General features: G+C 66.9%; 25 protein-coding genes. 16 read left to right on the top strand and 9 right to left on the bottom strand.

From position 1 onward, the window contains the following. Positions 1-6: 6 nt before the first annotated feature. The 4 genes from AC1RHV_RS08700 to AC1RHV_RS08685 all read right to left on the bottom strand — a co-directional run bounded on the left by AC1RHV_RS08700 (position 7) and on the right by AC1RHV_RS08685 (position 7,859). On the bottom strand, positions 7-4,179 hold the full coding sequence (locus tag AC1RHV_RS08700; protein ID WP_492300454.1) for a hypothetical protein: 4,173 nt from the start codon (positions 4,177-4,179) through the stop codon (positions 7-9). A gap of 376 nt (positions 4,180-4,555) precedes the next feature. Then, a complete protein-coding gene (gene bioD, locus AC1RHV_RS08695; RefSeq protein ID WP_119449985.1) occupies positions 4,556-5,992 on the bottom strand; it encodes a dethiobiotin synthase in 1,437 nt (478 codons plus the stop codon). Then, a complete protein-coding gene (locus AC1RHV_RS08690; protein ID WP_492300451.1) occupies positions 5,989-6,645 on the bottom strand; it encodes an alpha/beta fold hydrolase in 657 nt (218 codons plus the stop codon). Before AC1RHV_RS08690 ends, bioD begins: the two co-directional genes overlap by 4 nt. Before the next feature lie 26 nt (positions 6,646-6,671). Next, positions 6,672-7,859: an aminotransferase class I/II-fold pyridoxal phosphate-dependent enzyme gene (locus tag AC1RHV_RS08685; protein WP_054452865.1), complete on the bottom strand. Its 1,188-nt coding sequence runs from the start codon at positions 7,857-7,859 to the stop codon at positions 6,672-6,674. 145 nt (positions 7,860-8,004) lie between these two features. Between AC1RHV_RS08685 and AC1RHV_RS08680 the strand changes: the two genes are divergently transcribed. From AC1RHV_RS08680 to AC1RHV_RS08635, 10 genes are all read left to right on the top strand, one after another. Next, the gene (locus AC1RHV_RS08680) at positions 8,005-9,273 is read left to right on the top strand and encodes an adenosylmethionine--8-amino-7-oxononanoate transaminase (protein WP_492300449.1); all 1,269 of its coding nucleotides are present in this window, start codon (positions 8,005-8,007) and stop codon (positions 9,271-9,273) included. A gap of 98 nt (positions 9,274-9,371) precedes the next feature. Continuing rightward, positions 9,372-10,346 (top strand): P-type ATPase actuator domain-containing protein, encoded by a 975-nt coding sequence (locus AC1RHV_RS08675; protein WP_119449982.1) that lies wholly within the window; start codon positions 9,372-9,374, stop codon positions 10,344-10,346. Beyond that, positions 10,343-10,504 (top strand): cbb3-type cytochrome oxidase assembly protein CcoS, encoded by a 162-nt coding sequence (gene ccoS, locus AC1RHV_RS08670; protein WP_042794347.1) that lies wholly within the window; start codon positions 10,343-10,345, stop codon positions 10,502-10,504. Before AC1RHV_RS08675 ends, ccoS begins: the two co-directional genes overlap by 4 nt. Before the next feature lie 149 nt (positions 10,505-10,653). Continuing rightward, complete coding sequence (ccoN, locus tag AC1RHV_RS08665; RefSeq protein ID WP_054452861.1) at positions 10,654-12,141, top strand: cytochrome-c oxidase, cbb3-type subunit I; 1,488 nt, start codon at positions 10,654-10,656, stop codon at positions 12,139-12,141. Between the two features lie 10 nt (positions 12,142-12,151). After that, on the top strand, positions 12,152-12,886 hold the full coding sequence (gene ccoO / locus AC1RHV_RS08660; protein ID WP_054453668.1) for a cytochrome-c oxidase, cbb3-type subunit II: 735 nt from the start codon (positions 12,152-12,154) through the stop codon (positions 12,884-12,886). Between the two features lie 2 nt (positions 12,887-12,888). After that, positions 12,889-13,065 (top strand): cbb3-type cytochrome oxidase subunit 3, encoded by a 177-nt coding sequence (locus AC1RHV_RS08655; protein WP_054452859.1) that lies wholly within the window; start codon positions 12,889-12,891, stop codon positions 13,063-13,065. Beyond that, the gene (gene ccoP, locus AC1RHV_RS08650; RefSeq protein ID WP_054452857.1) at positions 13,062-14,012 is read left to right on the top strand and encodes a cytochrome-c oxidase, cbb3-type subunit III; all 951 of its coding nucleotides are present in this window, start codon (positions 13,062-13,064) and stop codon (positions 14,010-14,012) included. The genes AC1RHV_RS08655 and ccoP overlap by 4 nt, the downstream gene beginning before the upstream one ends. Before the next feature lie 76 nt (positions 14,013-14,088). Beyond that, positions 14,089-15,579 (top strand): cytochrome c oxidase accessory protein CcoG, encoded by a 1,491-nt coding sequence (ccoG, locus tag AC1RHV_RS08645; protein WP_054452855.1) that lies wholly within the window; start codon positions 14,089-14,091, stop codon positions 15,577-15,579. Between the two features lie 20 nt (positions 15,580-15,599). Continuing rightward, positions 15,600-15,809 (top strand): FixH family protein, encoded by a 210-nt coding sequence (locus tag AC1RHV_RS08640; RefSeq protein ID WP_054452853.1) that lies wholly within the window; start codon positions 15,600-15,602, stop codon positions 15,807-15,809. A 15-nt stretch (positions 15,810-15,824) separates the two neighbouring features. Further along, positions 15,825-16,061, top strand: coding sequence for a hypothetical protein (locus AC1RHV_RS08635; protein ID WP_054452851.1), 237 nt, complete (start codon positions 15,825-15,827; stop codon positions 16,059-16,061). A gap of 46 nt (positions 16,062-16,107) precedes the next feature. Here AC1RHV_RS08635 and AC1RHV_RS08630 read toward each other — a convergent pair whose 3' ends face one another. Further along, a complete protein-coding gene (locus AC1RHV_RS08630) occupies positions 16,108-16,449 on the bottom strand; it encodes a zinc ribbon domain-containing protein YjdM (protein ID WP_119449981.1) in 342 nt (113 codons plus the stop codon). Positions 16,450-16,558: 109 nt separating this feature from the next. Continuing rightward, positions 16,559-17,491, bottom strand: a complete 933-nt coding sequence (locus AC1RHV_RS08625; protein ID WP_054452847.1) for a LysR family transcriptional regulator — start codon at positions 17,489-17,491, stop codon at positions 16,559-16,561. Positions 17,492-17,616: 125 nt separating this feature from the next. Between AC1RHV_RS08625 and AC1RHV_RS08620 the strand changes: the two genes are divergently transcribed. The 6 genes from AC1RHV_RS08620 to AC1RHV_RS08595 all read left to right on the top strand — a co-directional run bounded on the left by AC1RHV_RS08620 (position 17,617) and on the right by AC1RHV_RS08595 (position 23,569). Then, the gene (locus AC1RHV_RS08620; protein ID WP_119449980.1) at positions 17,617-18,591 is read left to right on the top strand and encodes a Bug family tripartite tricarboxylate transporter substrate binding protein; all 975 of its coding nucleotides are present in this window, start codon (positions 17,617-17,619) and stop codon (positions 18,589-18,591) included. A 7-nt stretch (positions 18,592-18,598) separates the two neighbouring features. Further along, on the top strand, positions 18,599-19,633 hold the full coding sequence (locus AC1RHV_RS08615; RefSeq protein ID WP_054452843.1) for a 4-hydroxythreonine-4-phosphate dehydrogenase PdxA: 1,035 nt from the start codon (positions 18,599-18,601) through the stop codon (positions 19,631-19,633). A gap of 45 nt (positions 19,634-19,678) precedes the next feature. Next, positions 19,679-20,851 (top strand): L-rhamnonate dehydratase, encoded by a 1,173-nt coding sequence (locus AC1RHV_RS08610; protein ID WP_118932506.1) that lies wholly within the window; start codon positions 19,679-19,681, stop codon positions 20,849-20,851. Positions 20,852-20,853: 2 nt separating this feature from the next. Continuing rightward, positions 20,854-21,783 (top strand): dihydrodipicolinate synthase family protein, encoded by a 930-nt coding sequence (locus tag AC1RHV_RS08605; RefSeq protein WP_054453666.1) that lies wholly within the window; start codon positions 20,854-20,856, stop codon positions 21,781-21,783. Between the two features lie 104 nt (positions 21,784-21,887). Beyond that, entirely contained in the window at positions 21,888-22,811 is a 924-nt protein-coding gene (locus AC1RHV_RS08600) for an ABC transporter ATP-binding protein (RefSeq protein WP_054452839.1), read from the top strand. Beyond that, entirely contained in the window at positions 22,808-23,569 is a 762-nt protein-coding gene (locus AC1RHV_RS08595; RefSeq protein WP_042794334.1) for an ABC transporter permease, read from the top strand. Before AC1RHV_RS08600 ends, AC1RHV_RS08595 begins: the two co-directional genes overlap by 4 nt. A 25-nt stretch (positions 23,570-23,594) precedes the next feature. Here AC1RHV_RS08595 and AC1RHV_RS08590 read toward each other — a convergent pair whose 3' ends face one another. The 3 genes from AC1RHV_RS08590 to AC1RHV_RS08580 form a co-directional block, all read right to left on the bottom strand. After that, positions 23,595-24,293 carry a glutathione S-transferase family protein gene (locus AC1RHV_RS08590; protein WP_054452837.1) on the bottom strand — a complete coding sequence of 233 codons (699 nt, stop codon included), beginning with the start codon at positions 24,291-24,293 and terminating at the stop codon, positions 23,595-23,597. 89 nt (positions 24,294-24,382) lie between these two features. After that, a complete protein-coding gene (locus AC1RHV_RS08585; RefSeq protein ID WP_492300441.1) occupies positions 24,383-24,934 on the bottom strand; it encodes a GNAT family N-acetyltransferase in 552 nt (183 codons plus the stop codon). Between the two features lie 82 nt (positions 24,935-25,016). Continuing rightward, on the bottom strand, positions 25,017-25,511 hold the full coding sequence (locus AC1RHV_RS08580; RefSeq protein WP_492300439.1) for a DUF2938 domain-containing protein: 495 nt from the start codon (positions 25,509-25,511) through the stop codon (positions 25,017-25,019). Positions 25,512-25,540: the final 29 nt, after the last annotated feature.

The following is a 25,540-nucleotide window of genomic DNA, read 5'->3' as shown; positions in this document are numbered from 1 at the left end:
CGTTCCTCAGGCAAAGGCTTCGGCGTATTCGCGCCAGGCGTACTCGCTGCTGTCGTCGATCTGCGCCAGTTCCTGCGCCAGCGGCAGGTCGGGATGCGGCCCCATCAGGTCGCGGAAGCCGGGGTCGCCATTGGACCCGGCGAACTTGCGTTCGCATGACAGCGACACGCTCATCGAGAACATGAAGACTTCGATCTCGACGGTGATGGTGGCGCGCCCCGCGCATTTGCCGCTTTCGAACTCGTAGCGCAGTTCCAGGTAGATCTCTATGGAAATGCTGACGATGCCGAGCACGCTGACGCAGCCGCCCATGCGGAAGTAGCCGGCCAGCGAGCAGGCGTTCTTTTCCATGCGGAAGTAGATGCCGGCCATGACGTGCACGCCGCCGGAGGCCACCCCCAGATTCACCGACACGCTGGCGCCGAACTCGAAGGCCGCTTCCATCAGCTGGATGCCGCTGGGATCCAGGGTGATGCCGAAAAACCCGCCGCCGCCGAACATGCATACCGACAGGTTGAAAGGCTGTTCGCGCGTGCAGAAATTGAAGCGCACGGACAGGGGCTGGCCGATGAAGGGCACGGTGAAGCCCGCGCCCAGACTGAGGTTGGACAGATTGAAGACGCCGATGGCGACGGCCGGCAGCGCCAGGTCGAAGCCGGCGTCCACGCCCTTGGCCGAGATATCCAGATAAGGCGGATCGGAGAATCCGTCCAGCGGGATCAGGTCGCGCAGCGTTTCGACGAAGGATAGCGGGCCCACGAACTTGATGTCTGTCAGCAGCACGTCCACGTCCATCTTCGCGGCCGTGTCGATGCGGAACTCGATCTTCTCGAAGTTCAGCTCCATGAAGCTGGCAGGCGCGATCAGGACCAGGTCGAAGTCCTTCAGCGAGCAGACCACCGACATCTTGGGCGCGCTCTGCCCGTTCTTGCGCACACGCGCTTCCACCGCCACGCGAAAGCCATGCGTATCGTTGACGCGGAACAGCGGCGGGTCGCCAGGCTTGATCGACCAGCTCTTGATCACCGGATTCCAGTCGAAGCGGAGGGTGAGCTCATCGCCGGTCAGCAGTTCCAGCAGCTCCGCGCTGGCCAGCACCGCATCGACCGCCAGCTTGACCGCCTGCAGCGCTGTCTGCGCGATCTGGCGCGGCGCGCCTTCCAGCAGGCGTGCGCCGCCTATGGTGCCGGACAGCGGATCGACCGCGGCCGTGATGGCCTGCAGACGCGGCCTGAGCGTCGCGGCGTCGGCGAACAGGTCGTCCAGCTGGTCGGGGTGGCCCACAACCGCGTCGAGCGCGTCGTACAGCGCCTTGCCCTGCACCAGCAGCGCCGGCACGACGCCGACGCTGTCCAGGAGCGTCTGGGCGGTGTTGGCGGCCTGGCGCAGCGATTGCCGCAGGCCATCAGGCAAGTGCGCGCCGTTCACCTGCGCGTCCGCCGCGGTGCTCAACGCCCGCGCGGCATCGCGCGCGGCGGTGAGCACGGCGGGCAATCCCGGCAGCGCGGGCGCGGCGTCGAAGGACAGTCCGGCCAGCAGCGCGACCTGCGCGCGCACGGCGTCCAGCGCGGCGATCAGATCGTTGACGCGGGCCTTTGCGTCCTGCACCAGGTTCTGCGCGTAGGCCTGCGCCTGGCCGAGCAGATCCTGCAAGGTGTCTTTCAACACCTGCAACGCGGCCTCGGCGATGCGGCCTGGTTGCTGCGCCAGGTCCGCCACCAGGGCGTAGAGCCGGCCCATTTCGTTGACCAGGCTTTCCAGCTGGGAGCAGGCTTCCGATACGAAGCGCGGCACCCGCTCCGGCGTGCCGGCGGCGTTGGACACCGCTTCAATCACGTCGCCCAGCGGTATGCAGCCGAACAGCAGCGGAAAGGGCAGGTCCGAGGACATGACCTTGGGGAAGATATCCGGGCCGCTCATCTTGCCGGCGACGAAGTCCGAGACCTTGCCGCTGACCGGACCCGCCATGCGCGACAGCGCCGTGGGGCGCAGATTCGGCTGGACGAAGCCGCCCGCGCGGTCGCCCTGCGCGGAGAAGTTCAGCACCGCGTCGCCGCGATAGCCGGGCTCGGCGTCTATGTTGCCGAAGACCTGGCCGACGTTGCCGGAATCGAATCCGAACCGCAGGTAATGGTCGTTCCAGCTCAGCACGCTGTTGCTGTCGCTGCCGGTCAGTTCAGCCAGCGCGGCGATGCGTATCTCGGCGCGCTTGATGCCGGGATAGAACAGCGGGCCGTTCAAGGAGTCGCTGTAGGCGCGCAGCTGGGTATTGCCCGGATCGACCAAACCGTCGAACTCGATCGTCTCCGCTTGCGCGGCGGTATCGCCGGGCTTGAGCGGGGAGGCGAACGTGACGCGCTGCTGCTTGAACTGCGCGGTGCGGCGGCCGGATTCGGCATCGCGCCAGGCCTTGCGCGTCTGCTTCGCGAAAATCTCCGCGTTCACGTAGTCCGGCGTCAGCCATTGGCCGCTGAGCTTGCGCGGGCAGGCATGGCCGCCGTCCATGAAGATCATGGGCAGGTCGAACTGCACGATGCGGCCATCGATGTCGGTGGCCGAACAGGCGAAGCGGAAGGGGGTTCCGCCTATGCACGGCCAGAACAGCAATTGTCCCAGGCCATCGATGTTGCTGGCCTGGGAGGTAGGGGCATCCAAACTTGGCGTGACGGTGGTCAGGATGCGCACGCTGGAGAATGGCATCTGCCGATGCAGGAAGATCATGTTCCCCGAGTCGTCCCGCGCCTGCAGTTGCGGATCGGCATACACGCGTTCGCGCTGGCGCACGATGATGAACAGGCGTTGGCGCAGGTAGGCCGGGTTACCCGCCCTGGCCGTATGGAACTTGCGTTCGCTGACCTTCACCAGCGAAGCGCGGTGGCCGAAGGGGAACAGCAGGCCCTTGTAGACCACGCGGACGTAGTGGTCGCGGCCCATGGCGCCGCGATGCGTCCATTCTTCCAGCGACAGCCCGGGCGCGTCCCAGTTGCCGCGCGAGTCCAGCCAGGCGCCCAGCGCGGACAGCATCAGCAGCTTGGCGTCCACCGGCTGCGGCGTGTAGTTGGCGACGGAAAAATTCGACGACAGGTGCGCGATCTGGAACCGGTCGAAATCGTCCATCGGCATGCGGAAGGGCGAGGTGTTCGGTTGCGGCAGATAGGTCGTCGCCGGCACGGGAAACGCTGCCTGCATGGGCTTGGTCGTGCCTTCGCCGCCCAGCGCCCAGATGGCGCGCAGGGTCGGCTTGGGATCGTCCGCCTGCGGCGCCGTTGCGCTGTTCTGCGGCTGCGCGGCCAGCAGCTGGGTATGCCAGAGCTCGGTGTGCTGCGTGGCGGCGGAAGTCGCTGGCGCCTTGGCGTGGCGCCAGCGTTCGTCCGCATGCGGGCTGAGGATCAGCCGCCACGGCAGTTCTATCGCCGTCTGCTGCGCGGCGGGCAGCGCGGGCTTGGGGCCGCGCCTGAGGATTTCGATCAGGGCGCTGGTGCGCTGAACCTCACGGACCGGCGCGCCGCCGCCCAGGCGCAATGCGCGCAGGCCTGGCGCGCCGCCGGCCTGCCGCAGCAACAGCGCACCGGGCGCATTCTGCTGCGTGGCGATGCGTGCGCTGCGCAGCGCGAAGCTCGATAGCGCCGCGCGTTGCACCGGCGAGAGCTTGTCGATGCGGGTGTCGAACAGATCGCGCAGGTTCAGGCGCGGCGCGCTGGGCCCGGGCGGGCGCGCATTGGCGGCCACGGTCAACGGCAGCGACTCGATCGCGGCCAGCACGCCTTCCAGCGTGTAGGGCACGTCGAAGCCGTCGGGAACGTCAAAGGCCAGCCGCGATTCGCCGGCGATGCGCGCGCGCACCGGCGGACCGGTGGGATCTTCCACGCCGCCTGGTTCCGGCTTGCCCGGCGTAGGACGGGGCGGCGGCTGGTTGGCGGTGCCGGGAGGCGGACGTTCGAAGAACGTCTCTTCGCTGATCGACTGCGGCGGGAAGTGAACGATGAGCGTGGCGGCCCCGTCGCCAGCCTTTTTCAGGCGAGGAGGTTGGCCCGGCGTGACCGTCAGGTTGCGCAGCTCCAGCCGCAAGGCCAGCAGATCGGCCGGGCGCAGCACGGCATGGCCGGGGCGGGTGCCGTCGAAGAAATTACGGTTGGGATTGGGGGCCAAAACAGGAATGTTCAGCCTTCTGGTGACCATGCCAGTTCTCCTGCAAATAAGGAAACCCAGGAACGAAATCCTGCACGTCCAGCTACCTGCGAATCGAACTGCCAATGTGGCGAAAATTATCGTTGTGTTGCGTTAGTAGTCAACAACGCACGAGCATGCGGCCGCTGTCGCCGCGGCAGCGCCGGCTTGAGAATCCGGATGTGGCTGAAAGATGTAGGAGAGGCGTGCTTACGCGGGGGAAGTTCATGCTTTGCATGAGACTTTTGCCGCCATCCTCAGCCACGCGAAGTGCTGCGGCGGAACCTGTCCGCGTGGGGGACGGGTGGCCGTCAGCGGAATTTATTTTGTACGAATGCGTAACGGCTACGGCCCCGGAAATCACGCCATCCGCGGCCGCGCCAGGATCTCAACTGGCGACCGCGGGCGCACCGCCCAGCGCCTGCAGGCATTCCGCCAGCGGAGGAATGGCGCTGGCCAGGGCCTGGACGGTTTGCGCGTCGACCTTGGCCAAGGGCGGAATCTCGGCCAGCACGCGGACGTCGCCAAAGCGCTCGATGGCTTCCTTGTTGCCCGCCGAAAGCGGTCCGCTCATGATCACGCCCAGAACCGGAATGCCGCGGCGCTTGAGGGCCTCCAGGCTGAGCAGGGTGTGGTTGATGGTGCCCAGTCCGCTGCGGGCGGCCAGCACCACCGGCATATCCAGCCTGGCGATCAGGTCGATCATCATGTGGGTGTCGTCGATCGGCACGTAGAGGCCGCCCGCGCCTTCCACGATCAGCGGCGCCTGCGTGGCCGGCGGGACGATGCTGGTGGCGTCGACGATGGTGTCTTCCAGCGTGGCCGCGGCCCAGGGCGACAGCGGCGCCTGCAGCACGTAGGCGGGCAGGTGCAGGCGTTCGGGCGGCAGCCCGGCCAGTTGCGCCACGGTCTCGGTGTCGCCGGGTTCTTCCGCCACGCCCGTCTGCACGGGCTTCCAGTAGTCGGCGTTCCAGGCGCGCGCCAGGATCGCGGACACCAGGGTCTTGCCGATGCCGGTATCAGTGCCGGTCACGAAAACGCCGGCGGGGGATTGGTTCGATTTTTTCCACATACCGTAGGCCAGGTGATAGGTCACCCCGGCTCCTTGTTCGTCAAACGCCGCCAGCACCCGCCGCAGTTGCGCCGCGCCCAGCGGCGCGCGTCCTGGAGCGGGCGTGGTGGCGCCTATGCCTTTCAGGGCGCGCAGGAAATGCAGCCCGTCAGGATGATTTTGTATCAGCCGTTCGCTGCGCACGCCACCCGCCAGATTGCCCCTGTCCGGATGGATGGAGGCGGCGGCCGGGTAACGCGGCGTGGCGGCGGCAAGCCCTGCCGCAGCATGGGCGGCCTGCCATTCCTGGAATGTGCCGTCCGCCAGCGTCGCCACGGCCAGGCAGCCGCCCGGGGCGAGCAGCGCGGCCAGCCGGCCCAGCCCGGCATTCAGGTCGGAAAACCATTGCACCGCCAGGCTGGAGCAGATCAGGTCGTAGCCGCCTTCGAGCCCCGCGGGGTGCTCGCCGTCCAGCAATTGATAGCGGGCCTGGCCTGGCAATGCGGGGCCGCGCTGCGCGGCCGCGAGCATGCCGGCAGCGATGTCGGTGACGGTCCAGTCGGCGGGACCGATGCGGCGCGCCAGCGCCTGGGTCAGCAGGCCGGTGCCGCAGCCGATCTCCAGGATGCGCGGGCGGGATGGCAGGGGCAGCAGCGCGATATCGCCGGCCAGCCGCTCGGCTGCCAGCCGCTGGACGGACGCGTGGTTTTCATAGGCCGGGGCGGCGGCGCCAAAGCGCGCGCCGATGCCAGCGTTGCGGGGGGCTTGCGTCATGCGGCGTGCGCCAGTCCGGCAACGAAGGCGCGGATCCGCTCCGCGCACCAGGGCGCATCCGACACCGGCAGCAGGTGGCCGCCGCCAGCCCGCTCATGGATCTCCGTGTCGGCCTTGCCGGCAAAAACTGCCTGCGTCATGGCCGGGGGCACGATGGGATCGTCGGCGCCAGCCAGGACCAACAGCGGCACGGGCAGCGCCGCCAGGGCCTCGCGCCGGTCCTCGTCGCGCAGGGCTTGCAGGTCGCGCGCCAGCGGCGCCAGCTGCGGCTCGCTGAAATCGGTGGCGTCGCCGCAGCGCTGGCGGAAGTCGCCCAGCACCGCCGCGGGGTCGGAGGACAGGCGCCTGGACATGCGATCCAGCACGCGTGGCGCCACGCCGGCCTCGAAGCCGGGGCCGGCGGAAAAGCGGGCGAAGCCGTTGATCGACACCAGGCCGAGGCAGTCTTGCGGCAGTTCGCGCAACAGGCGCAACACGCCCAGCGAATGGCCGATGGCGATCACCGGGCCGGCCATGGCAGGCCCCTGCGCCAGCCCGAAGTAGCCCGCGTCGAAGACGGCTTGCGGCCAGTCTGCGAGTTCGGCGCGCAGCGGCGTCCAGACGGAGGCGTCGAAGGCCCAGCCGTGTACGAACAGCAGGGTGGGGCGGGGCATGCCGGCTTGCATGGGAACGGCGGCCATCACGCCAGCGCGGCGGCGAAACCGTCGATCAGCCGCGCCACGTCCACGTCGCGGTGCGCGGCGCTCAGCGTGACGCGCAGGCGGCTGGTGCCGGCGGGGACGGTGGGCGGGCGGATCGCCACGGCCAGCAAGCCGCGCTGTTCCAGTCCCGAGGCCAGCGCCAGGGCGCGGGCTTCGTCACCCACGATGGCCGGCACGATCTGGGTGGAGGATGCCCCCGTGTCCAGCCCCATGCCGCGCAGCGCGGCGCGCAGGTTGTCGCCCGCGGCCGCCAGGCGGGCGCGTTCGGCGTCCAGCGTGGGCACCAGGTCCAGCGCCGCGTCCATGGCGCCCAGCACCGCGGGCGGCAGCGCCGTCGTGTAGATGAAGCCCGAGCAGGCGTTGACCAGGTAGTCGCACAGCGCGCGCGAACCGGCGACGTAGGCGCCGAATCCGCCCAGCGCCTTGCTGAACGTGCCCATGGCCAGGTCGATGCGGCCGGGCGCCAGCCCTGCCAGCCCCATGCCGCGGGGGCCCAGCACGCCGGTGGCGTGCGCTTCGTCCAGGTAGACGAAGGCGCGGTAGCGGTCGGCCAGGGTTGCCAGCCGTTCCACGTCGGTCCGGTCGCCGTCCATGCTGAACACGCTTTCGGTGACGATGAATCGCGATACAGGCTGGCCGGCCGCGCTGTCCGCCCTGGCGGCCAGCAGGCTTTCCAGATGGTCCAGGTCGTTGTGCCGGAAGCGGATCTGCTTCACGCCCGCCGCCTGGCAGCCATGGTGCAGGCTGGCGTGGTTGAGCTTGTCGGCATACAGCTCGACCTCGCCCTGGCTGGCGGCCGCGCGCAGCAGGGCGGGCAGCACGGCGGCGTTGGCTTGCCAGCCCGAGGCCAGCAGCAGCGCGGCTTCGGTGCCTTTCAGCCGGGCCAGCTTGGCTTCCACCTGTTCGTGCAAGTCCAGGTTGCCGGTCACCAGGCGCGACGCCTGGGCGCCCGCGCCGTGGCGGGCTGCCCATTCGCGCGACCGCTCGACCAGCAGCGGATGCCGCGACAGGCCGAGGTAATCATTGCTGGAGAAGTTCAGGACCGGCTCGCCCTCGAGGACGAGGCGTCCCGGGGCGGCGGCGGAGGCCGTGCGCAGGCGGCGGCGCACGCGGCGCGCTTCCGCGCGCGCCAGCTCGGAGGAGAAAAGCGGATCCAGCTTGGACATCTATATTTCCGGCAGCGGCCGGGCAGGGGGAGGCCGCGCCAGGCCGTAGAATGCGGGCCATTGTAGTGGAGGCGGACGCTGCCCCCGTTCCGGCCGGATGCGCCGGGCGGACCCGGCTCGCGCCGCCGGTATCGAGAGGTGAATCATGCACACGCCCGACTGGTTGGCCCAGGGCCAGCCCCATATCTGGCTACCCTATGCCCAAATGAAGACGGCCACGCCGCCGCTGCCCGTGGTGCGCAGCCATGGCAGCCGGCTTGAGCTGGCCGACGGCCGCAGCCTGATCGACGGCGTCGCGTCCTGGTGGACGGCCTGCCACGGCTACAACCACCCGCACATCGCCCAGGCGGTGCGCGCGCAGCTGGACGCCATGCCGCACGTCATGTTCGGCGGACTGACCCATGAACCCGCATTGACCCTGGCCCGCCGCCTGGCCGGCATGCTGGGGCCGGGACTGGACCGCGTCTTCTATACCGATTCCGGCTCGGTGGCGGTGGAAGTCGCCATGAAGATGGCGTTGCAGTTCTGGCTCAACCAGGGCGAACGCGGCCGCAGCCGTTTCCTGGCGTTCCGCGGCGGCTATCACGGCGACACCTTCGGCACCATGGCGGTGTGCGATCCGGACGAGGGCATGCACAGCCTGTACCGCGGCATGCTGGCCGAACACGACATCGTCGACCTGCCGCGCGGCGAAGCGGAGCTGGTTGCGCTGGAGGCCCACCTGGAATCCCATGGATCGCGGCTGGCCGGCATCCTGGTCGAGCCGCTGGTTCAGGGCGCGGGCGGCATGCTGCTGCACGACCCGGAAGTACTGCGCCGTCTGCGCCGTTTGGCCGACCGGCACGGCCTGCTGCTGATCTTCGACGAGATCTTCACCGGCTTTGGCCGCACTGGCACCATGTTCGCCTTCGAGCAGGCCGGCATCCGGCCGGACATCGTGACCTTGTCCAAGGCGCTGACCGGAGGCACCCTGCCGCTGGCCGCCACGGTGGCCAGCAGCCGGGTATTCGAGGCGTTCTGGTCCGACGATCCTTCGCACGCGCTGATGCACGGCCCCACCTTCATGGGCAATGCGCTGGCCTGCGCCGCAGCCAACGCCTCGCTGGATCTCTTTGAGACCGAACCGCGGCTGGCCCAGGCGCAAGCGATCTCCGCGAGCCTGACGGCCGGCCTGGAACCGTGCCGCGAGCTGCCCTGGGTGCGCGACGTGCGCGTGCTGGGCGCGATCGGCGTGGTGGAACTGGACGGCATCGCCGACCGCGAGGGCCTGAAGCGGCGCCTGGTCGAAGCCGGCGTGTGGGTGCGGCCGTTCGGCAATGTGGTCTACCTGACGCCGGCGTTGACGATCGCCGACGGCGAACTCGCCAGCCTGATGCGGGCGGTAGTGGACGTGCTGCGCCGCCAGCGTCCCTGAGCCGGATCGCGCCCGGTCGGCGTTGCCGGGGCAAACCCGCCAGATCCGCCTTGATCCAGATCAAGGCGGCTTTGTAACGCGCTGAGTAACATCGGCGCATGCGAGCAAAATCGATCTTCGCCGTCCCGGCCGGCCTGTCCGACGCCGACCGCCAGCAGCGCCGCCATGCGCTCGTGCGCCTGTCGCTGGCGTGGCTGGCGATGATGCAGGTGATGATGTTCGCCTGGCCCGGCTACCTGCGGCATGAAAGCATGCCCGCCGATGCGCTGGAAACGCTGGACTGGGCCATCGTGCTGATGAACTGGGCCAGCTTTGCGCTGACCGTGCCGGTCGTGGTGTATTCGGCCTGGCCGATCTGGCGCCACGCCGGCGACAACCTGCGCCATGGCCGCGCCGGCATGGACGTGCCGGTGGCCCTGGGCATCGTCGCCGCCTTCATTCCCAGCGTCCACGCCACCTACACGGGGCGCGGCGAGGTCTACTTCGATTCGGTCACGATGTTCGTGGCCTTCCTGTTGACCGCGCGCTACCTGGAGCTGTGCGCCCGCCAGTCCTTCGGCGGCGCGGCAGGCGGCTTGCGCCACGAGCGCGTGGAGGCGCAGCGCCTGGAACTGGGCGCGCGCGCCGACCGGCTGGCCTCGCGCTTCGTCATGGTCCAGGTCGCGCTGGCGCTGGCCGCCGCGGCCGCCTGGGCCTACATCGATCCGGCGCACAGTATCCCGGTGATGGTGGCGCTCCTGGTGATGAGCTGTCCCTGCGCCATGTCGATGGCGGTGCCCACCGCCATGGCCTCCGCCCATTCGGCGCTGGCGGCCCATCCCAACATGTCCGATGCGGCGCTGGACGAACTGCTGGGCGAGGCGCGCCGCCGCGCTCGCCAGAACCTGAACGGATCGGTGGTCTGGCACCTGCTGATGACCCCGCTGGCGTTGGTCGGCTGGGTCACGCCATGGCTGGCCGCGATCACCATGCTGGTGTCCTCGCTGGCGGTCGCCTACAACTCGTGGCGCCTGTGCCGCCGCGACTGGGCTGGCGCGCCCGCGCCCGCCGCCGCGCTGGAAGCGGCGCAATGACCATCCTCTATCTGCTCCTGCCCCTGTCCCTGCTGTTCGTGCTGGCCATCGGGGTGTCGCTGTGGTGGGCCGTGTTCAACGGCCAGTATGACGACACCGATGACGCCGGCCGCGCCATCCTGCTCGATGACGACAGCGGCCCCGCCAGCCGCGGCTGAGCGGCGCGCTTGATTTCGCGCCTGGACCCGTTGCGCCGGCGCCGCGTTCCCCGCCGTGTAACCAGATGCTTGATCCAGATCAACGCTGCCTTGTTTGACTAGTCCCATCATTGCAGCCTGGAGCTATCTGTAACTTTAGGGGAAGGGCGATGAACGATTGCGCCGCAATCGCAAGCAAGGCCGATACCTTCAACTACAAGATCGTGAGGCAATTCGCGCTCATGACGGTAGTGTGGGGCATCGTCGGCATGGCTGTGGGCGTTTTTCTCGCTGCGCAGCTTATCTGGCCGCAGCTGAACTTTGACACCGCATGGCTGAGCTACGGCCGCCTGCGCCCGCTGCACACCAACGCGGTGATCTTCGCCTTCGGCGGCAGCGCGTTGTTTACGACGTCGTACTACGTGGTCCAGCGCACCTGTCAGGCGCGCCTGTTCTGCGGCCCGTTGGCCGCCTTCACGTTCTGGGGCTGGCAGATCGTCATCGTCGCCGCCGCCATCACCTTGCCCATGGGCTTCACCAGCAGCAAGGAATACGCCGAACTCGAATGGCCCATCGACATCCTGATCACCCTGGTCTGGGTGGCCTACGCCATCGTGTTCTTCGGCACCATCATCAAGCGCCGTTCCAAGCACATCTACGTGGCCAACTGGTTCTTCGGCTCGTACATCCTGACCATCGCCATCCTGCACATCTTCAACAACATTGAAATGCCGGTGTCGATGTGGAAGTCCTATTCCGCCTACTCGGGCGTGCAGGACGCCATGGTGCAGTGGTGGTACGGCCATAACGCCGTGGGCTTCTTCCTGACCACCAGCTTCCTGGGCATGATGTATTACTTCGTGCCCAAGCAGGCCGGCCGTCCCATCTATTCCTACCGCCTGTCCATCGTCCACTTCTGGGCGCTGGCCTTCACCTACATGTGGGCGGGCCCGCACCACCTGCTGTACACCTCGCTGCCCGACTGGACCCAGTCGCTGGGCATGACCTTCTCGCTGATCCTGCTGGCGCCGTCCTGGGGCGGCATGATCAACGGCATCATGACCCTGCAGGGCGCCTGGTACAAGCTGCGCACCGATCCGATCCTGAAGTTCATGGTGACGGCGCTGTCGTTCTACGGCATGTCGACCTTCGAAGGCTCGATGATGTCGATCCGCACGGTCAACGCGCTGTCGCACTACACGGACTGGACCATCGGCCACGTGCACTCCGGCGCGCTGGGCTGGGTCGCCATGATCTCCTTCGGTTCGCTCTACTACCTGATCCCGCGCCTGTACGGCCGCGAGAAGATGTACAGCGTCAAGGCCATCGAACTGCATTTCTGGATCGCGACCATCGGCGTGGTGCTGTACATCGCCGCCATGTGGATCGCCGGCGTGCAGCAGGGCCTGATGTGGCGCGACACCGCCAGCGACGGCACGCTGGTCTACAGCTTCGTGGAAGAGCTGAAGACGCGCGTCCCGTACTACCTGATCCGTTTGCTGGGCGGCACCTTGTTCCTGTCGGGTGTGTTCGTCATGGCCTGGAACGTGTGGATGACGGTGCGCGGCGCGCAGCCGGTCAACCCCGCCATTCCGCAAGACGATCCCCATGCCGCACGCCAGCCGGTTCCCGCGACCGCCGTGCCGGCCACTGTTTGACGAGGACATCATGGCCAACAATAAATCTGGTTTCTTTTCGCACCAGACGCTCGAGAAGAACATCGGCTGGATGATCATCGCCAGCATCCTGGTGGTGTCCTTCGCGGGCCTGGTCCAGATCGTGCCGCTGTTCTTCCAGCACAGCACGACCCAGCCCATCGCGGGCGTGGAACCCTACAGCCCGCTGCGCCTGATGGGCCGCGACGTCTACATCCGCGAAGGCTGCGTCGGCTGCCATTCGCAGCAGGTGCGGGTGCTGGCGGCCGAAGTGCAGCGCTACGGTTCGTACTCGCTGGCCTCGGAATCGGTCTTTGACCATCCCTTCCTGTGGGGCTCCAAGCGCACCGGTCCCGACCTGGCGCGCGTGGGCGAACGCTATTCCGACGATTGGCACCGCATCCACCTGCGCGACCCGCGCAAGGTGGTGCCGGAGTCCAACATGCCCGCCTATCCCTGGCTGGAAAAGACCGTCATCACCGGCGAGAACGTGAGCGACCGCATGCGCGCCCTGCGCAAGCTGGGCGTGCCCTACACGGACGAGGAGATCGCCGAGGCGCCCAAGGCCATCGAAGGCAAGACCGAGGAAGACGCGCTGGTCGCCTACCTGCAAGGGCTGGGCGTGGGCGTGCGCAAGGCGAAGCAGGCCGAGCAGGCCAAGAAGGCGGAAGAGGCCAAGAAGGCCGCCGCACAACCTGCGGCGCAACCCGCCACCCAAGCCGCCGCGCCCGCGGCCGCGGGAGGCTGACCATGCTGGGCTATCTGAGCGCTGTCGTCACCGCCATTTCGATGGCAACTTTCTTCGGCATCGTCTGGTGGGCCTGCTCGCGCGGCCGCCAGAGCGCCAACCGCGAATCGGCCATGCTGCCGTTCGCACTGCCCGATGAGTTCGGGCAGGGACAACAAGATGGAGCGAATCGGTCATGAGCGATTTCGTTAGCGGCTTCTGGGGGTATTTCATCTCGATCGTCGCCGTGGGCGGCGTGGTCTGGTGCGTGTGGCTGCTGTACACGCAGCGCCGCTGGCTCAGCACCAAGCCGGCCAACGGCAAGGTCGAGGACACGGGCCACGTCTGGGACGGCGACCTGACCGAGCTGAACAACCCGGTGCCGGGCTGGTGGACCTGGATGTACCTGCTGGCCTGCGCCTTCGCGCTGGGCTATCTGTTCTTCATGCCGGGCCTGGGTGAGTACAAGGGCCAGCTGGGCTACAGCAGCACCGAGGAAGTGGCCAGGCAGCAGGCCAAGATGGCCGAAGCCGTGCGTCCGATCTACGCGCGCTTCGAGACCATGGACATTCCGCAGATCGCCCAGGATCCAGGCGCTCGCGAAATCGGCCAGCGCCTGTTCCTGAACACCTGCGCGCAATGCCATGGCTCGGACGCCAAGGGCGGCCCCAGCTTTCCCAACCTGGCCGACGGCGACTGGCTGCACGGCGGCTCGCCTGAAGCCATCATGCAGACCATCACGCAGGGCCGCGTGGGCGTGATGCCGCCCTGGAAGGCCGCGATCGACGCCAAGACGGCTGCCGATATCGCCCAGTACGTGCGCTCGCTGTCGGGCCTGACCGCGGATCCGGTCCGCGTGTTCCGCGGCAAGCGCGAGTTCGCCAATTACTGCGTGGCCTGTCACGGCGTCGACGGCAAGGGCAACCAGGCGCTGGGCGCGCCCAACCTGACGGACGACGTCTGGCTCTACGGCAGCTCTGAAGCGACCATCGTCAAGACCATCCTGGATGGGCGCGACAATCGCATGCCGGCGCATGGCGACATCCTGACGCCGGAGCAGATCAAGATCCTGACGGCCTGGGTCTGGGGCTTGTCGAACAAGCCCGAAGCGACGGCCAGCGCCGCGCCGGGCACGGCAACGAAGTAAAGGCTTTACAGCGCGTTTTTGGGGGCCGCGCCTGGCGTGGCCCCCATATCACTGGACATACAGCAGGGAGCAGGAAATGGAAGATGGGTCAGCCGCAAGGGTCGGCACTACGCCTGACGGCGACCCGCCGCCCTGGCGGCCGCATGTGAGGCCGCCGCGTCCGGGGACGGAAACCCTGGAGCAGACGCTGGCGGGCGTGCGCAGCAAGATCTACCCGCGGTCCGTCAGCGGCATCTTCGCGCGCTGGCGCATCGCGTTCGTCTTTCTGACCCAGCTGATTTTCTACGGCCTGCCATGGCTGCAATGGAACGGCCGCCAGGCCGTGCTGTTCGACCTGGGCGCGCGCAAGTTCTATCTCTTCGGCCTGGTGCTGTGGCCGCAGGACGTGGTCTACCTGGCGGTGCTGCTGGTGATTTCGGCGCTGGCGCTGTTCCTGTTCACGGCGGTAGCGGGGCGGCTGTTCTGCGGCTACGCCTGTCCGCAGACCGTGTACACCGAGATCTTCATGTGGATCGAGCGCAAGGTCGAAGGCGACCGCGTCGCGCGCATCCGCCTGGACGAATCGCCCTGGACCTGGCGCAAGGTGCGCCTGAAACTCACCAAGCATTTCCTGTGGATCGCGCTGGCCTGGTGGACGGGCTCCACCTTCATCGGCTATTTCGCACCCATCCGCGAACTGGGCCATGAGCTGTTCGCGCTGCAACTCGGCCCCTGGCAGTGGTTCTGGATGCTGTTCTACGGCTTCGCCACCTGGGGCAACGCCGGCTTCATGCGCGAATCCGTGTGCAAGTACATGTGCCCGTACGCGCGCTTCCAGAGCGTGATGGTGGACCCCGACACCTTCGTGGTCACCTACGACAAGCGCCGCGGCGATCCGCGCGGCGGCCGCTCGCGCAAGGTGGACCACAAGGCCGCCGGGCTGGGCGACTGCGTCGATTGCAGCCTGTGCGTGCAGGTCTGTCCGACCGGCATCGACATACGCGACGGCCTGCAATACATGTGCATAGGCTGCGGCGCCTGTATCGACGCCTGCGAACAGGTCATGGACAAGATGCAGTACGAGCCCGGCCTGATCCGCTATACCTCGGAACGCGCCATGTTGGACGGGCTGTCCGCCAAGAGCGCCCGCTCCCATCTGCTGCGTCCGCGCGTGCTGATCTACGGCACGCTGATCCTGGCGCTGGCCATCGCTTTCGTGGCGTCGCTGGCCATGCGCAACCCCTTGCGGGTGGACGTGATCCGCGACCGCGGCGCGCTGGGGCGCGAAGTGGCCGGCGGCATGATCGAAAACGTGTACCGCCTGCAGATCATCAATACTTCCGACCAGCCGATGCGCCTGCAGCTCTCGGTCGAGGGCATGCCCGGCCTGAAGGTGATGATGGGACAGCAGGGCTCGGACACGGTCGACGTCGAGGCGGCTGCCAACAAGCTGGTGCCCATGGTGATCCGCGCGCCGGCTGGCGCCGAGCCGGGCGCCCATGCCATCACGCTGCGCGCGCGCGGCCAGGACGGCGAGAGCCGTCCGGTCGAGACCGACGAGCCCGCCAGCTTCTACGTACCCGATTGAATACTGAAAAGGACAAGCCCATGACCGCCGCCCAACCCGCCAAGACCGCCAAGCCCTGGTACCGCGAGCCCTGGCCCTGGATCCTGATGGCCGGCCCGTTCGTGGCCATGATAGGCTGCTTCGTCACGATCTATTTCGCTTTCACCAACTTCAGCAATCAGCCGATCCAGGAGGGCGTGGTCAAGCGCGGCCTGGTCATCGAGCAGGCGGCGTCCAGCGCCAATCCGTAATCGGGGAGAACACAGATGGGCTTGCGATCATTGATGTGGATCCTGTGGCCGTCCTTCATGGCGGCCGCGGCGGGGAGCGCGCTGATCTTCGCCCTGATCGACCCCCTGGATGTGGCGATCTTCGGGCATGTGCCTACCGGACGCACCGGCTTCTACACCGTGTCTTTCTTCGTGCTGTGGGTGATGGCGGGGTTGTCCAGCACGCTGACCGCTTACCTGATGCCCAAGGCCGAGGAACCCGAGGACCTGTAGCCGGGGCGCGGCGTGGCCGCGGCCCGGGGCCGTCGCAAGCGGCGGCCTATACCTTCTTCACGAACTCCGACTTCAGGCTCATCGCCCCGAAGCCGTCGATCTTGCAATCGATGTCGTGGTCGCTATCGACCAGGCGGATGCCCTTGACCTTGGTGCCCATCTTGACCACGCCGCCGGAACCCTTGAGTTTCAGGTCCTTGATGACAGTGACGGTGTCGCCGTCCTGCAGCACATTGCCGGCCGAGTCGCGGTAGACGCGCGCGGCTTCATCGGCAGATTCCGCGGCCTGCGCCGGCCATTCATGCGCGCATTCCGGGCAGACGTAGAGGGCGCCGTCTTCATAGGTGTATTCGGACTGGCATTTGGGACAGGCGGGCAGTGCGCTCACGTGTGGACCTCAGTGTAAAAAACGCGCGATGCGCAACACGCGATTGTACTGCGCGGCATGCTGTTTTCCCCTGCGCCGCGAGAGTTTTCCCCCTTTGCATTGCGCGCTCTCAAGCTGTTGCGTCGCCATGCAGCAAGCCCACGAAATGCCGCGCGGCGGCGCTCAGCGGACGGTCGCGCGGCACGATGCTGCCGAAGGCCGTCAGGCTTTGCCGGATCTGGTAGGGCAGTATCGCCAGCAGGCCATGCGCCGCGTAACGGCTGGCCACCGATTCCGGAATCACGCCCAGCATCGTCGATTTCATCGCCAGGTTCGTCGTGGTCAGGATGGACGCTGATTCGATCAGGCCCCTGGGCGTGGAGGCGTTGTGCGAACGGAACTCCTGTTCGATGACGTCGCGCATCGGACTGCCATGCGGCTGCAGCACCCAGGGATAGTCCAGCATGGCGTCAAAGCTCACGCGCTTGCGGCCGGCCAGCGGATGGTCCACCGACGCGATCACCGACAGCGCCTCGTCGCCGATCGGGCGAAAGACGTACTGGCTGTCCGACAGGGTCAGCATGCGGCCGATCACCACGTCCAGCTTGCCTTCGTTCATGCGGCCGATCAGCAGGTCGCTGGTGCCGGTGGAGATTTCTACCGCCAGCAGCGGATAGGTCTGTTTCAGGCGCAGCAGGGCGTCGGTCAGATGGCCGGGCGATGCGGCCATGATGCTGCCGATGAACAGCTTGCCCGCGCTGCCCAGGCGCAGCTCCTCCAGTTCGCGCGCCAGCGACGAGACCGTGCCGCGCATGCCCCGGAAGTACCCCATCACGCATTCGCCCGCCGCGGTCAGCGCCAGCCCGCGGCCGACCCGTCCGTATAGAGGCTGGCCGATGGCCAGTTCCAGCTCGTGCAGCATCTTGCTGGCCGCGGACTGGGTCATGTTGAGCTGGCTGGCGGCGGCGCGCAGCGTGCCGCGTTCCTCGATCGCCAGCAACAGGACGATCTGCCGCATGCGCAGCCGGGCCAGCAGGGAAGGGACGTGGATCGCGCGTTCCATGATTGATCGCCTCAGGTGAACGATTAGTGCAAAAGTTTCATTTTACGGAAACAGCGCTTCTTTCTAAGATGGACTCACAAAAGATTGCCTCTTCAACGGGCAAAAAACCAACCAAGGAGACAACCATGAAGACTAGGCTATTGGCCGCGATGGCGGCCGGCGCCCTGTGCCTGTCGGCCCTGGCGCCCGTCCAGGCGCAGACCGCCGACTGGCCCAACAAGCCCCTGCGCCTGCTGGTGGGATCCGCGCCGGGCGGCGGCACCGACGCCATGGCGCGCGCCGTGGCCGACAAGCTGGGGCCCTTGCTCAAGCAGACCGTGGTGGTCGAGAACAAGCCGGGCGCGTCCAATACGCTGGCGGCCGACCTGGCGGCCAAGTCCACGGACGGCCACACCATGGTGATGGGGGTCTCTACCGCCCATGCCATCGCGCCGCACCTGCTGAAGCTGGGCTATGACAACGACCGCGACCTGACGCCGGTGGTGTTCGTGGGCGCCGTTCCCAACATCCTGGTGGTCAACAACGACGTGCCGGCCAAGTCGGTGCAGGAACTGATCGCTCTGCTCAAGAGCAAGCCTGGCACCTACAACTTTGCCAGCAGCGGCTCGGGCAGCACCCAGCACATCGCCGCCGAGCTGTTCAAGGACGCTACCGGAGTGCAGATGATCCACATCCCGTACCGCGGCAGCGGCCCGGCGCTGGTGGACCTGATGGGCGGGCAAGTGCAGATCGCGTTCGAGACCGCGTCTTCCGTGATCCCCCACATCAAGAGCGGCAAGGTGCGCGCGCTGGCCGTGCTGAGCGCCAAGCGCAACGCCCAGTTGCCCGACGTGCCGACGATGGCCGAGGCCGGCGTCCCAGGCGTGGAAATGAGCGCCTGGTACGGCATCTACATGCCCAGCGCCACGCCCGCTGCCAACCAGAAGCGCATCCATGACGCCGTCAACGGCATCCTGGCCCTGCCCGACACGCAGGCCCGCCTGCAGGCGATCGGCGCCGACATCAACCCGATGAGCCAGGAGCAGTTCGCGCAGTTCCACAAGAGCGAAAACCAGCGCTACGCCGGCGTCATCAAGAAGAACAACATTTCCGTGGAATGACCCAGACATGAGCAAGCAGCAGAAACCCGTCATCGCCCTGACCCTGGGCGACCCCGCAGGCATCGGCGCCGAACTGATCGCCCGCCTGCTGGCCAGACCCGAAGCCATGCAACAGGCGAACATCGTGCTGGTGGGCGACGAGTGGCTGTGGCGCGAAGGCCAGCGGGTGGCAGGCGTGCAGGTCGCCACCCAGCCCGTGGACAGCATCGAGGCGGTGCGCGGCCGGCCGGACACCGGCGCGCCCGCCTGGCTGGGGATGGATACCATCGACCCCGGCCAGGTGCATGTCGGCCAGGCCGAGGCCGCGGGCGGCGCGTCGGTGCTGCGGGTGCTCAACGCCTGCATGGATGCCGCGCGCGACGGCCACGTCGACGCCATCTGTTTCGCGCCCCTGAACAAGTACGCCATGAAGCTGGGCGGCCTGGGGCACGACGACGAACTGCACCACTTTGCGCAGTACCTGGGCGTGACCGGCTACTTCTGCGAGTTCAATACCCTGGGCGACCTGTGGACTTCGCGCGTGTCCTCGCATATTCCGTTGAAGGACGCGGCGGCGGCGCTCAGCATCGACGGCATCAAGGACGCTACCCGGCTGATCTACCGTTCGTTGCAGGCCAACGGCATTGCCGAGCCGCGCGTGGCGGTGGCGGCCTTCAATCCGCATGGCGGCGACGGCGGCACCTGCGGCCGCGAAGAGGTGGACATCATCGCGCCCGCCGTGCGGCAACTGAACGATGAGGGGCTGCCGGTGCAGGGCCCGTTCCCCGCCGACACTATCTTCCTGAAGGCCCAGGCCGGCGAGTTCCAGGCCATCGTCACCATGTACCACGACCAGGGCCAGATCGCGATCAAACTGCTGGGCTTTTCGCGTGGAGTGACGGTGCAGGGCGGCCTGCCCATTCCCATCACCACGCCGGCCCACGGTACCGCCTACGACATCGCCGGCCAGGGCCGCGCCAATCTGGACGCCACCTGGCAGGCCTTTCTCATCGCCTGCCGCATGGGCCTGTCGCACCGCGCATCGCGCACGCGGGCGGGCTGATCCGCCGCTTTCATTCCATACCCTTATTCCAAGCAGGAAATCCTCATGAAGATCAAATCCGTCCGCGCCCGCGTCTACGAGTGGACCGGCAAGACCGTGCCGCCGCAGGGCAATTTCTGCTCCAACGCCATGGACCTGCTGTATTCCAAGCAGGAAACCATGAGCACCTTCCGCTTCCACGGCTGGACCGTGGTCGAGGTGGAGACGGACGACGGCATCGTGGGCCTGGGCAACGTGGCGCTGGCGCCGCGCGTGGCCAAGGCCATCATCGACCAGTACCTGGCCCCGCTGGTGATCGGGCAGGATCCCTGGGATTACGAATACCTGTGGCAGCGCATGTACCGCTCCACCCACGCCTGGGGCCGCAAGGGCGTGACCATGGCCGCGATTTCGGCGGTGGACCTGGCCATCTGGGACATCCTGGGCAAGTCGGTGAACAAGCCCGTCTTCAAGCTGCTGGGCGGCCGAACCAAGGAAAAGATCCCGGTCTACTACTCCAAGCTCTACCGCACCGACCTGAAGGCCATGCAGGAAGAGGCCCAGACCTATCTGGACCAGGGCTTCACCGCCTTCAAGATGCGCTTCGGCTACGGTCCGGCGCACCTGCAGAAGGGCGTGTCGGAGAACCTGAAGTCGGTGGAGGCGGTGCGCGAGGTGATCGGCTACGACACCGACCTGATGCTGGAGTGCTATATGGGCTGGAACCTGGAGTACGCCAAGCGCATCCTGCCCAAGCTGGAAAAGTTCGAGCCGCGCTGGCTGGAAGAGCCCGTCATCGCCGACGACATCGACGGCTATGCGGAACTGAACCAGCTGACCTCGATCCCGATCTCCGGCGGCGAACACGAATTCTCGCTCTATGGCTTCAAACAGTTGCTGGACCGCAAGGCGGTGTCGGTGGTGCAGTACGACACCAATCGCGTGGGCGGCATCACGGCGGCGCACAAGATCAACGCGCTGTGCGAGGCCTACAGCGTGCCGGTGGTGCCGCATGCCGGCCAGATGCACAATTACCACCTGACCATGAGCACGCTGGCCTCGCCCATGAGCGAGTACTTCCCCATGTTCGACGTGGAAGTCGGCAACGAGCTGTTCTATTACATCTTCGACGGCGAGCCGGTGGCCAAGGAAGGTTTCATCGACCTGGACGACGACAAGCCCGGCCTGGGCCTGACGTTGAAGACGGAATACCTCAAAGACTTCAACATCATCGAATGAACATGGCTACCTACCAGAACCCGCGTTATCGCGGCATATTCCCGGTCGTGCCCACCACCTTCACCGAATCCGGCGAGCTGGATCTGCCCAGCCAGAAGCGCGCGGTGGATTTCATGATCGACTCGGGCGTGGACGGCCTTTGCATCCTGGCCAATTTCTCCGAGCAGTTCGTGCTGTCGGACGACGAGCGCGAAATCCTGACGCGGACCATCCTGGAGCACGTCGCCGGCCGCGTGCCGGTGATCGTGACCACCACGCACTTCAGCACCCAGGTCTGCGCCGCGCGCAGCCGGCGCGCGCAGGAGCAGGGCGCCGCCATGCTGATGATCATGCCGCCTTACCACGGCGCGACGATCCGGGTGTCCGAGGAACAGGTGGCGGGATTCTTCCAGCGCGTGTCGGACGCGGTGGATATCCCCATCATGATCCAGGATGCGCCGGTCGCAGGCACGCCGTTGTCGGCGGCAGCGCTGGCGCGGATGGCGCGCGAGATCGAGCACGTCGCCTACTTCAAGATCGAAACCGCGGGCGCGGCCAGCAAGCTGCGCGACCTGATCGCGCTAGGCGGCGAGGCCGTGGAAGGGCCCTGGGACGGCGAGGAAGCCATCACCCTGCTGCCCGACCTGGATGCCGGCGCCACCGGCTCCATGACCGGCGGCGGCTTCGCCGATGGCCTGCGGCCCATCATCGAGGCCCATCGCGCAGGCAGGCGCGACGAGGCCTACCGCCTGTACGAGCGCTGGTTGCCCCTGATCAATTACGAGAACCGGCAGGGCGGCATCCTCACGGCCAAGGCCTTGATGAAGGCCGGCGGCGTGATCGCGTGCGATGCGCCGCGCCACCCTTGGCCGGCCATGCGCGCGGAGGTCCGGCAGGGCCTGCTGGAGACCGCGAGCCGCCTTGATCCGCTGGTCCTGCGCTGGGCACGCTGAGCAGGGATTGATCAGCCTGCCAAACACACTGTTCCGTCACGGCGAACAAGCCTGTCACGCGTGACGGTTAAAATCCCTGGCTATCCATCCAGTCGGGGGCGCGTGTGCAGCCGGTCATTTCAGTTCAGGATCTATCCAAACGGTACGCATCCGGATTCCAGGCGCTCAAGAGCGTGAACCTGGATATCCGGCGCGGCGAGATCTTCGCCCTGCTCGGGCCCAACGGCGCGGGCAAGACCACGCTGATCAGCATCATCTGCGGCATCGTCAATCCCACCGCCGGCCGCGTGCTGGCAGACGGCCACGACATACTCACGGAGTTCCGCGCGGCCCGCGCCAAGATCGGCCTGGTGCCCCAGGAAATTTCCACCGACGCGTTCGAAAGCGTCTGGAACACCGTCAACTTCAGCCGCGGCCTGTTCGGCAAGCCGACCGACCACGCCTACATCGAAAAGGTGCTGCGCGACCTGTCCCTGTGGGACAAGAAGGACAGCCGCATCATGGCGCTGTCGGGCGGCATGAAGCGCCGCGTCATGATCGCCAAGGCGCTGTCGCACGAACCCGCGATCCTGTTCCTGGACGAGCCCACCGCCGGCGTGGACGTCGAGTTGCGGCGCGGCATGTGGGAAATGGTGCGGCGCCTGCGCGAAAGCGGCGTCACCATCATCCTCACCACGCACTACATCGAGGAAGCCCAGGAAATGGCCGACCGCATCGGCGTGATCCGCAAGGGCGAGATCATCCTGGTCGAAGAGAAGCACGCGCTGATGGCCAAGCTGGGCAAGCGCCAGCTGGCGCTGACGCTGAAGGCGCCGCTGCCGGGCATCCCCACGGCGCTGGACGCCTTCCAGCTGGACCTGTCCGACAACGGCCACAAGCTGGTCTACACCTACGACAACCAGGGCGGCGGGGAAATCTCCCGGCTGCTGCATGAGCTCTCGCGCCTGGAGATCGAATTCACCGACCTGAATTCGTCGGAAAGCTCGCTCGAGGATATCTTTGTCAGCCTGGTGCACGGTCAATCATGAACTTCTACGCCATCCGCGCTATCTACCTGTTTGAAATGGCCCGCGCGTGGCGCACGCTGATGCAGAGCGTGCTGTCGCCCGTGATCTCCACCTCGCTGTATTTCGTGGTGTTCGGTTCCGCCATCGGTTCGCACATGGTCGAGATCGACGGCGTGAGCTACGGCGCCTTCATCGTGCCCGGCATGATCATGCTGTCGCTGCTGACGCAAAGCATCGCCAACGCGTCCTTCGGCATCTACATGCCGCGCTTCTCGGGCACCATCTACGAAATCCACTCGGCGCCCATCTCCTACGTGGAGATCGTCATGGGCTATGTGGGCGCTGCCGCCAGCAAGTCCATCATCCTGGGGCTCATCATGCTGGCCACGGCGCGCCTGTTCGTGTCGTTCGAGGTCGCGCATCCGTTCTGGATGCTGGGTTTCCTGGTGCTGACGGCCGTGACCTTCAGCCTGTTCGGCTTCATCATCGGCATCTGGGCGGATGGCTTCGAAAAGCTGCAGATCATCCCGCTGATGATCATCACGCCGCTGACCTTCCTGGGCGGCACCTTCTATTCCATCAAGATGCTGCCGCCGTTCTGGCAGACCGCCACGCTGTTCAATCCGGTGGTGTATCTGGTCAGCGGCTTTCGCTGGGCCTTCTATGGCGTGGCGGACGTCAGCGTCGGCGTCAGCGTGGGCATGACGCTGGTGTTCCTGCTGGCCTGCCTGATCGGCGTGCGCTGGATCTTCAAGACCGGCTACCGGCTGAAGACCTAGCGCAGACGGACAGGGGGACGGTGGCTCAGGCTTGGGCCGCCGGCGCGCGGCGGGCCAGGCCGTCATGGGCATCGAGCAGGCGCTCGCGCCAGGCGTGGACCGGATCGTCCTGGGCCAGCAGTTCCAGCGTGCTGGTGCAGCGCGCCCACATGAACATGCCAAACACCGCGTAGTCGGCATAGGCCGGCTGCGCGCCCGCCAGATAGGGCTGCTTGCCCAGCATCTGCCGCAAGGGCAGCAGCGCCGCGCGCAGCGCGGCGATCTGGTCTTCATAGCCCGCCGGCAGGTCTTCCAGCCGGCCGAAGCGCTTCTCCCGCGTGGCGCGGAAATAGTCCCGGTCCTTTTCATGGATCAGGCCGTGGATGCTGGGCAGCAGCAGCCGCGCCAGCGTCGGCACCAGGGTTGTGTCCGACCATGAATTCACGAAAAGGCTCAGCGCACGGCCGCTGGCGCCGCCGAACAACGAGGGCCGCTCGGGGAAGGTGTCTTCCAGGTAGCACGCGATCTGCCAGGAATCGCTGACGACATGGTCGCCGTGCACCAGCACCGGCACCAGCTTCTGGCCGGAAAAGTCTATGGCTTCCTTTTCGGTGAAGCGCCAGGGCACGGTCGCCGCGGTCAGGCCCTTGTGGGCCAGGGCCATGTGGGTCTTCCAGCAATGCGGGCTGAAGCGCAGCGAGGCGTCGGCGCCCGCCAGGTCATAGAGAGTGAGATCCGGGGTCAAGATACTGCGCTCCTTCTACGTGTCGGTGAGGGAATCCGGAACAGGATAACCGGTTGCGCAGGGCGGGTGGCTCAGGCTTGCCGGACCCGCTATTTGCCGGCGTCGGGCCGGGCCAGCGTGCGGCCTAGCAATTGGCCGGGCCAGCCATTCACGTCGAAGGTCGAAATCCGTTCGTAGCCGCAGGATTCGTAGAAGCGCACCAGAGCGCCGCTGCCGCCGCCGTAGCAGTCCACCCGCATGCGTTCCACGCCGGCGGCGCGCGCCTGCTCATCGGCAAATGCCAACAGGCGCCGGCCCAGGCCGCGCGCCCGGTCGTCGCGCGAGGCCACCAGCAACCTTACGTAGATTTCTGGTGCGGTCGCCGCAGGCACATAGGGCATGGATGCGCCCAGCACCAGCGCGCCATGGATGCCCCCGCCCGTTTCCTCGGCGACCCACGCCCCGGGCAGCGCGCAGGCTTCGGTCACGTTGGCGATGCGCTTGGGCAAGGCCGACCAGGGCTCGCTGCCCCATTGCCCCTCATTGCCCATGTCCACGAACCAGGCGATCACTTCGTCGAAGACCCGCAATACTGCGGGGGCATCTTCCATGCGTGCGCGGCGGATCGTCAGCTGGTTTGTCTCGTTTGCCGTCAAGGTCACAACGCCTCCTGGTTCCTTTCGCTCGGGTATCCCGAACTGGCGTCATCATAGTTGCGCCGCCAGGAGCCTGGGCGATTCGCGCTCAGTTCCACAGCAGCCTGAGCGCCGCCGCCGACAGATAGAGGCCGCAGCCGAACACCGCATGCGTCGCCAGGCTGCGCAGGCGGTTCCTCCAGGGCGTGGGCGTGCGGGACGCTGCAATCCCCGCGCCCATGGCGGGCTGCATGACGAAAAACGGCATGACGACGGTTGCCACGCCCACGGCCAGCGCGGGCAGCCATGTGGGATCACGCAACCATGCCGCGCCCTGGACGCCGACGAGCAGCGCGGCGAAGGCTACGCCCACGGCGTAGTGGATCGTCCACCCCAGCGCCGATTCGCCCGCGATGGGCTCGGCCCGGCCGATATTGGCGTGGGCGAGCTTGCCCCGGCACAGGTGGCCGGCCCACCGGCCGACCAGCGCGTAGCCCATCGTGGGCATGCCCAGCGCTTTCTGGAGCATGCCCCACAGGTCCATCACGACCGTCGCGCCGATCCCGATCAAAACCACTTTCGCCGCCAATTCCATCGATTCCATGTCCTGTTCCTTCCGTTGATGACCGCATC

The sequence above is a fragment of the Achromobacter sp. GW823-FHT04E03 genome, from assembly GCF_058796095.1.
Note: the sequence above shows the minus strand (reverse complement) of the source record. Positions and strands in the feature narration are given on the sequence as shown.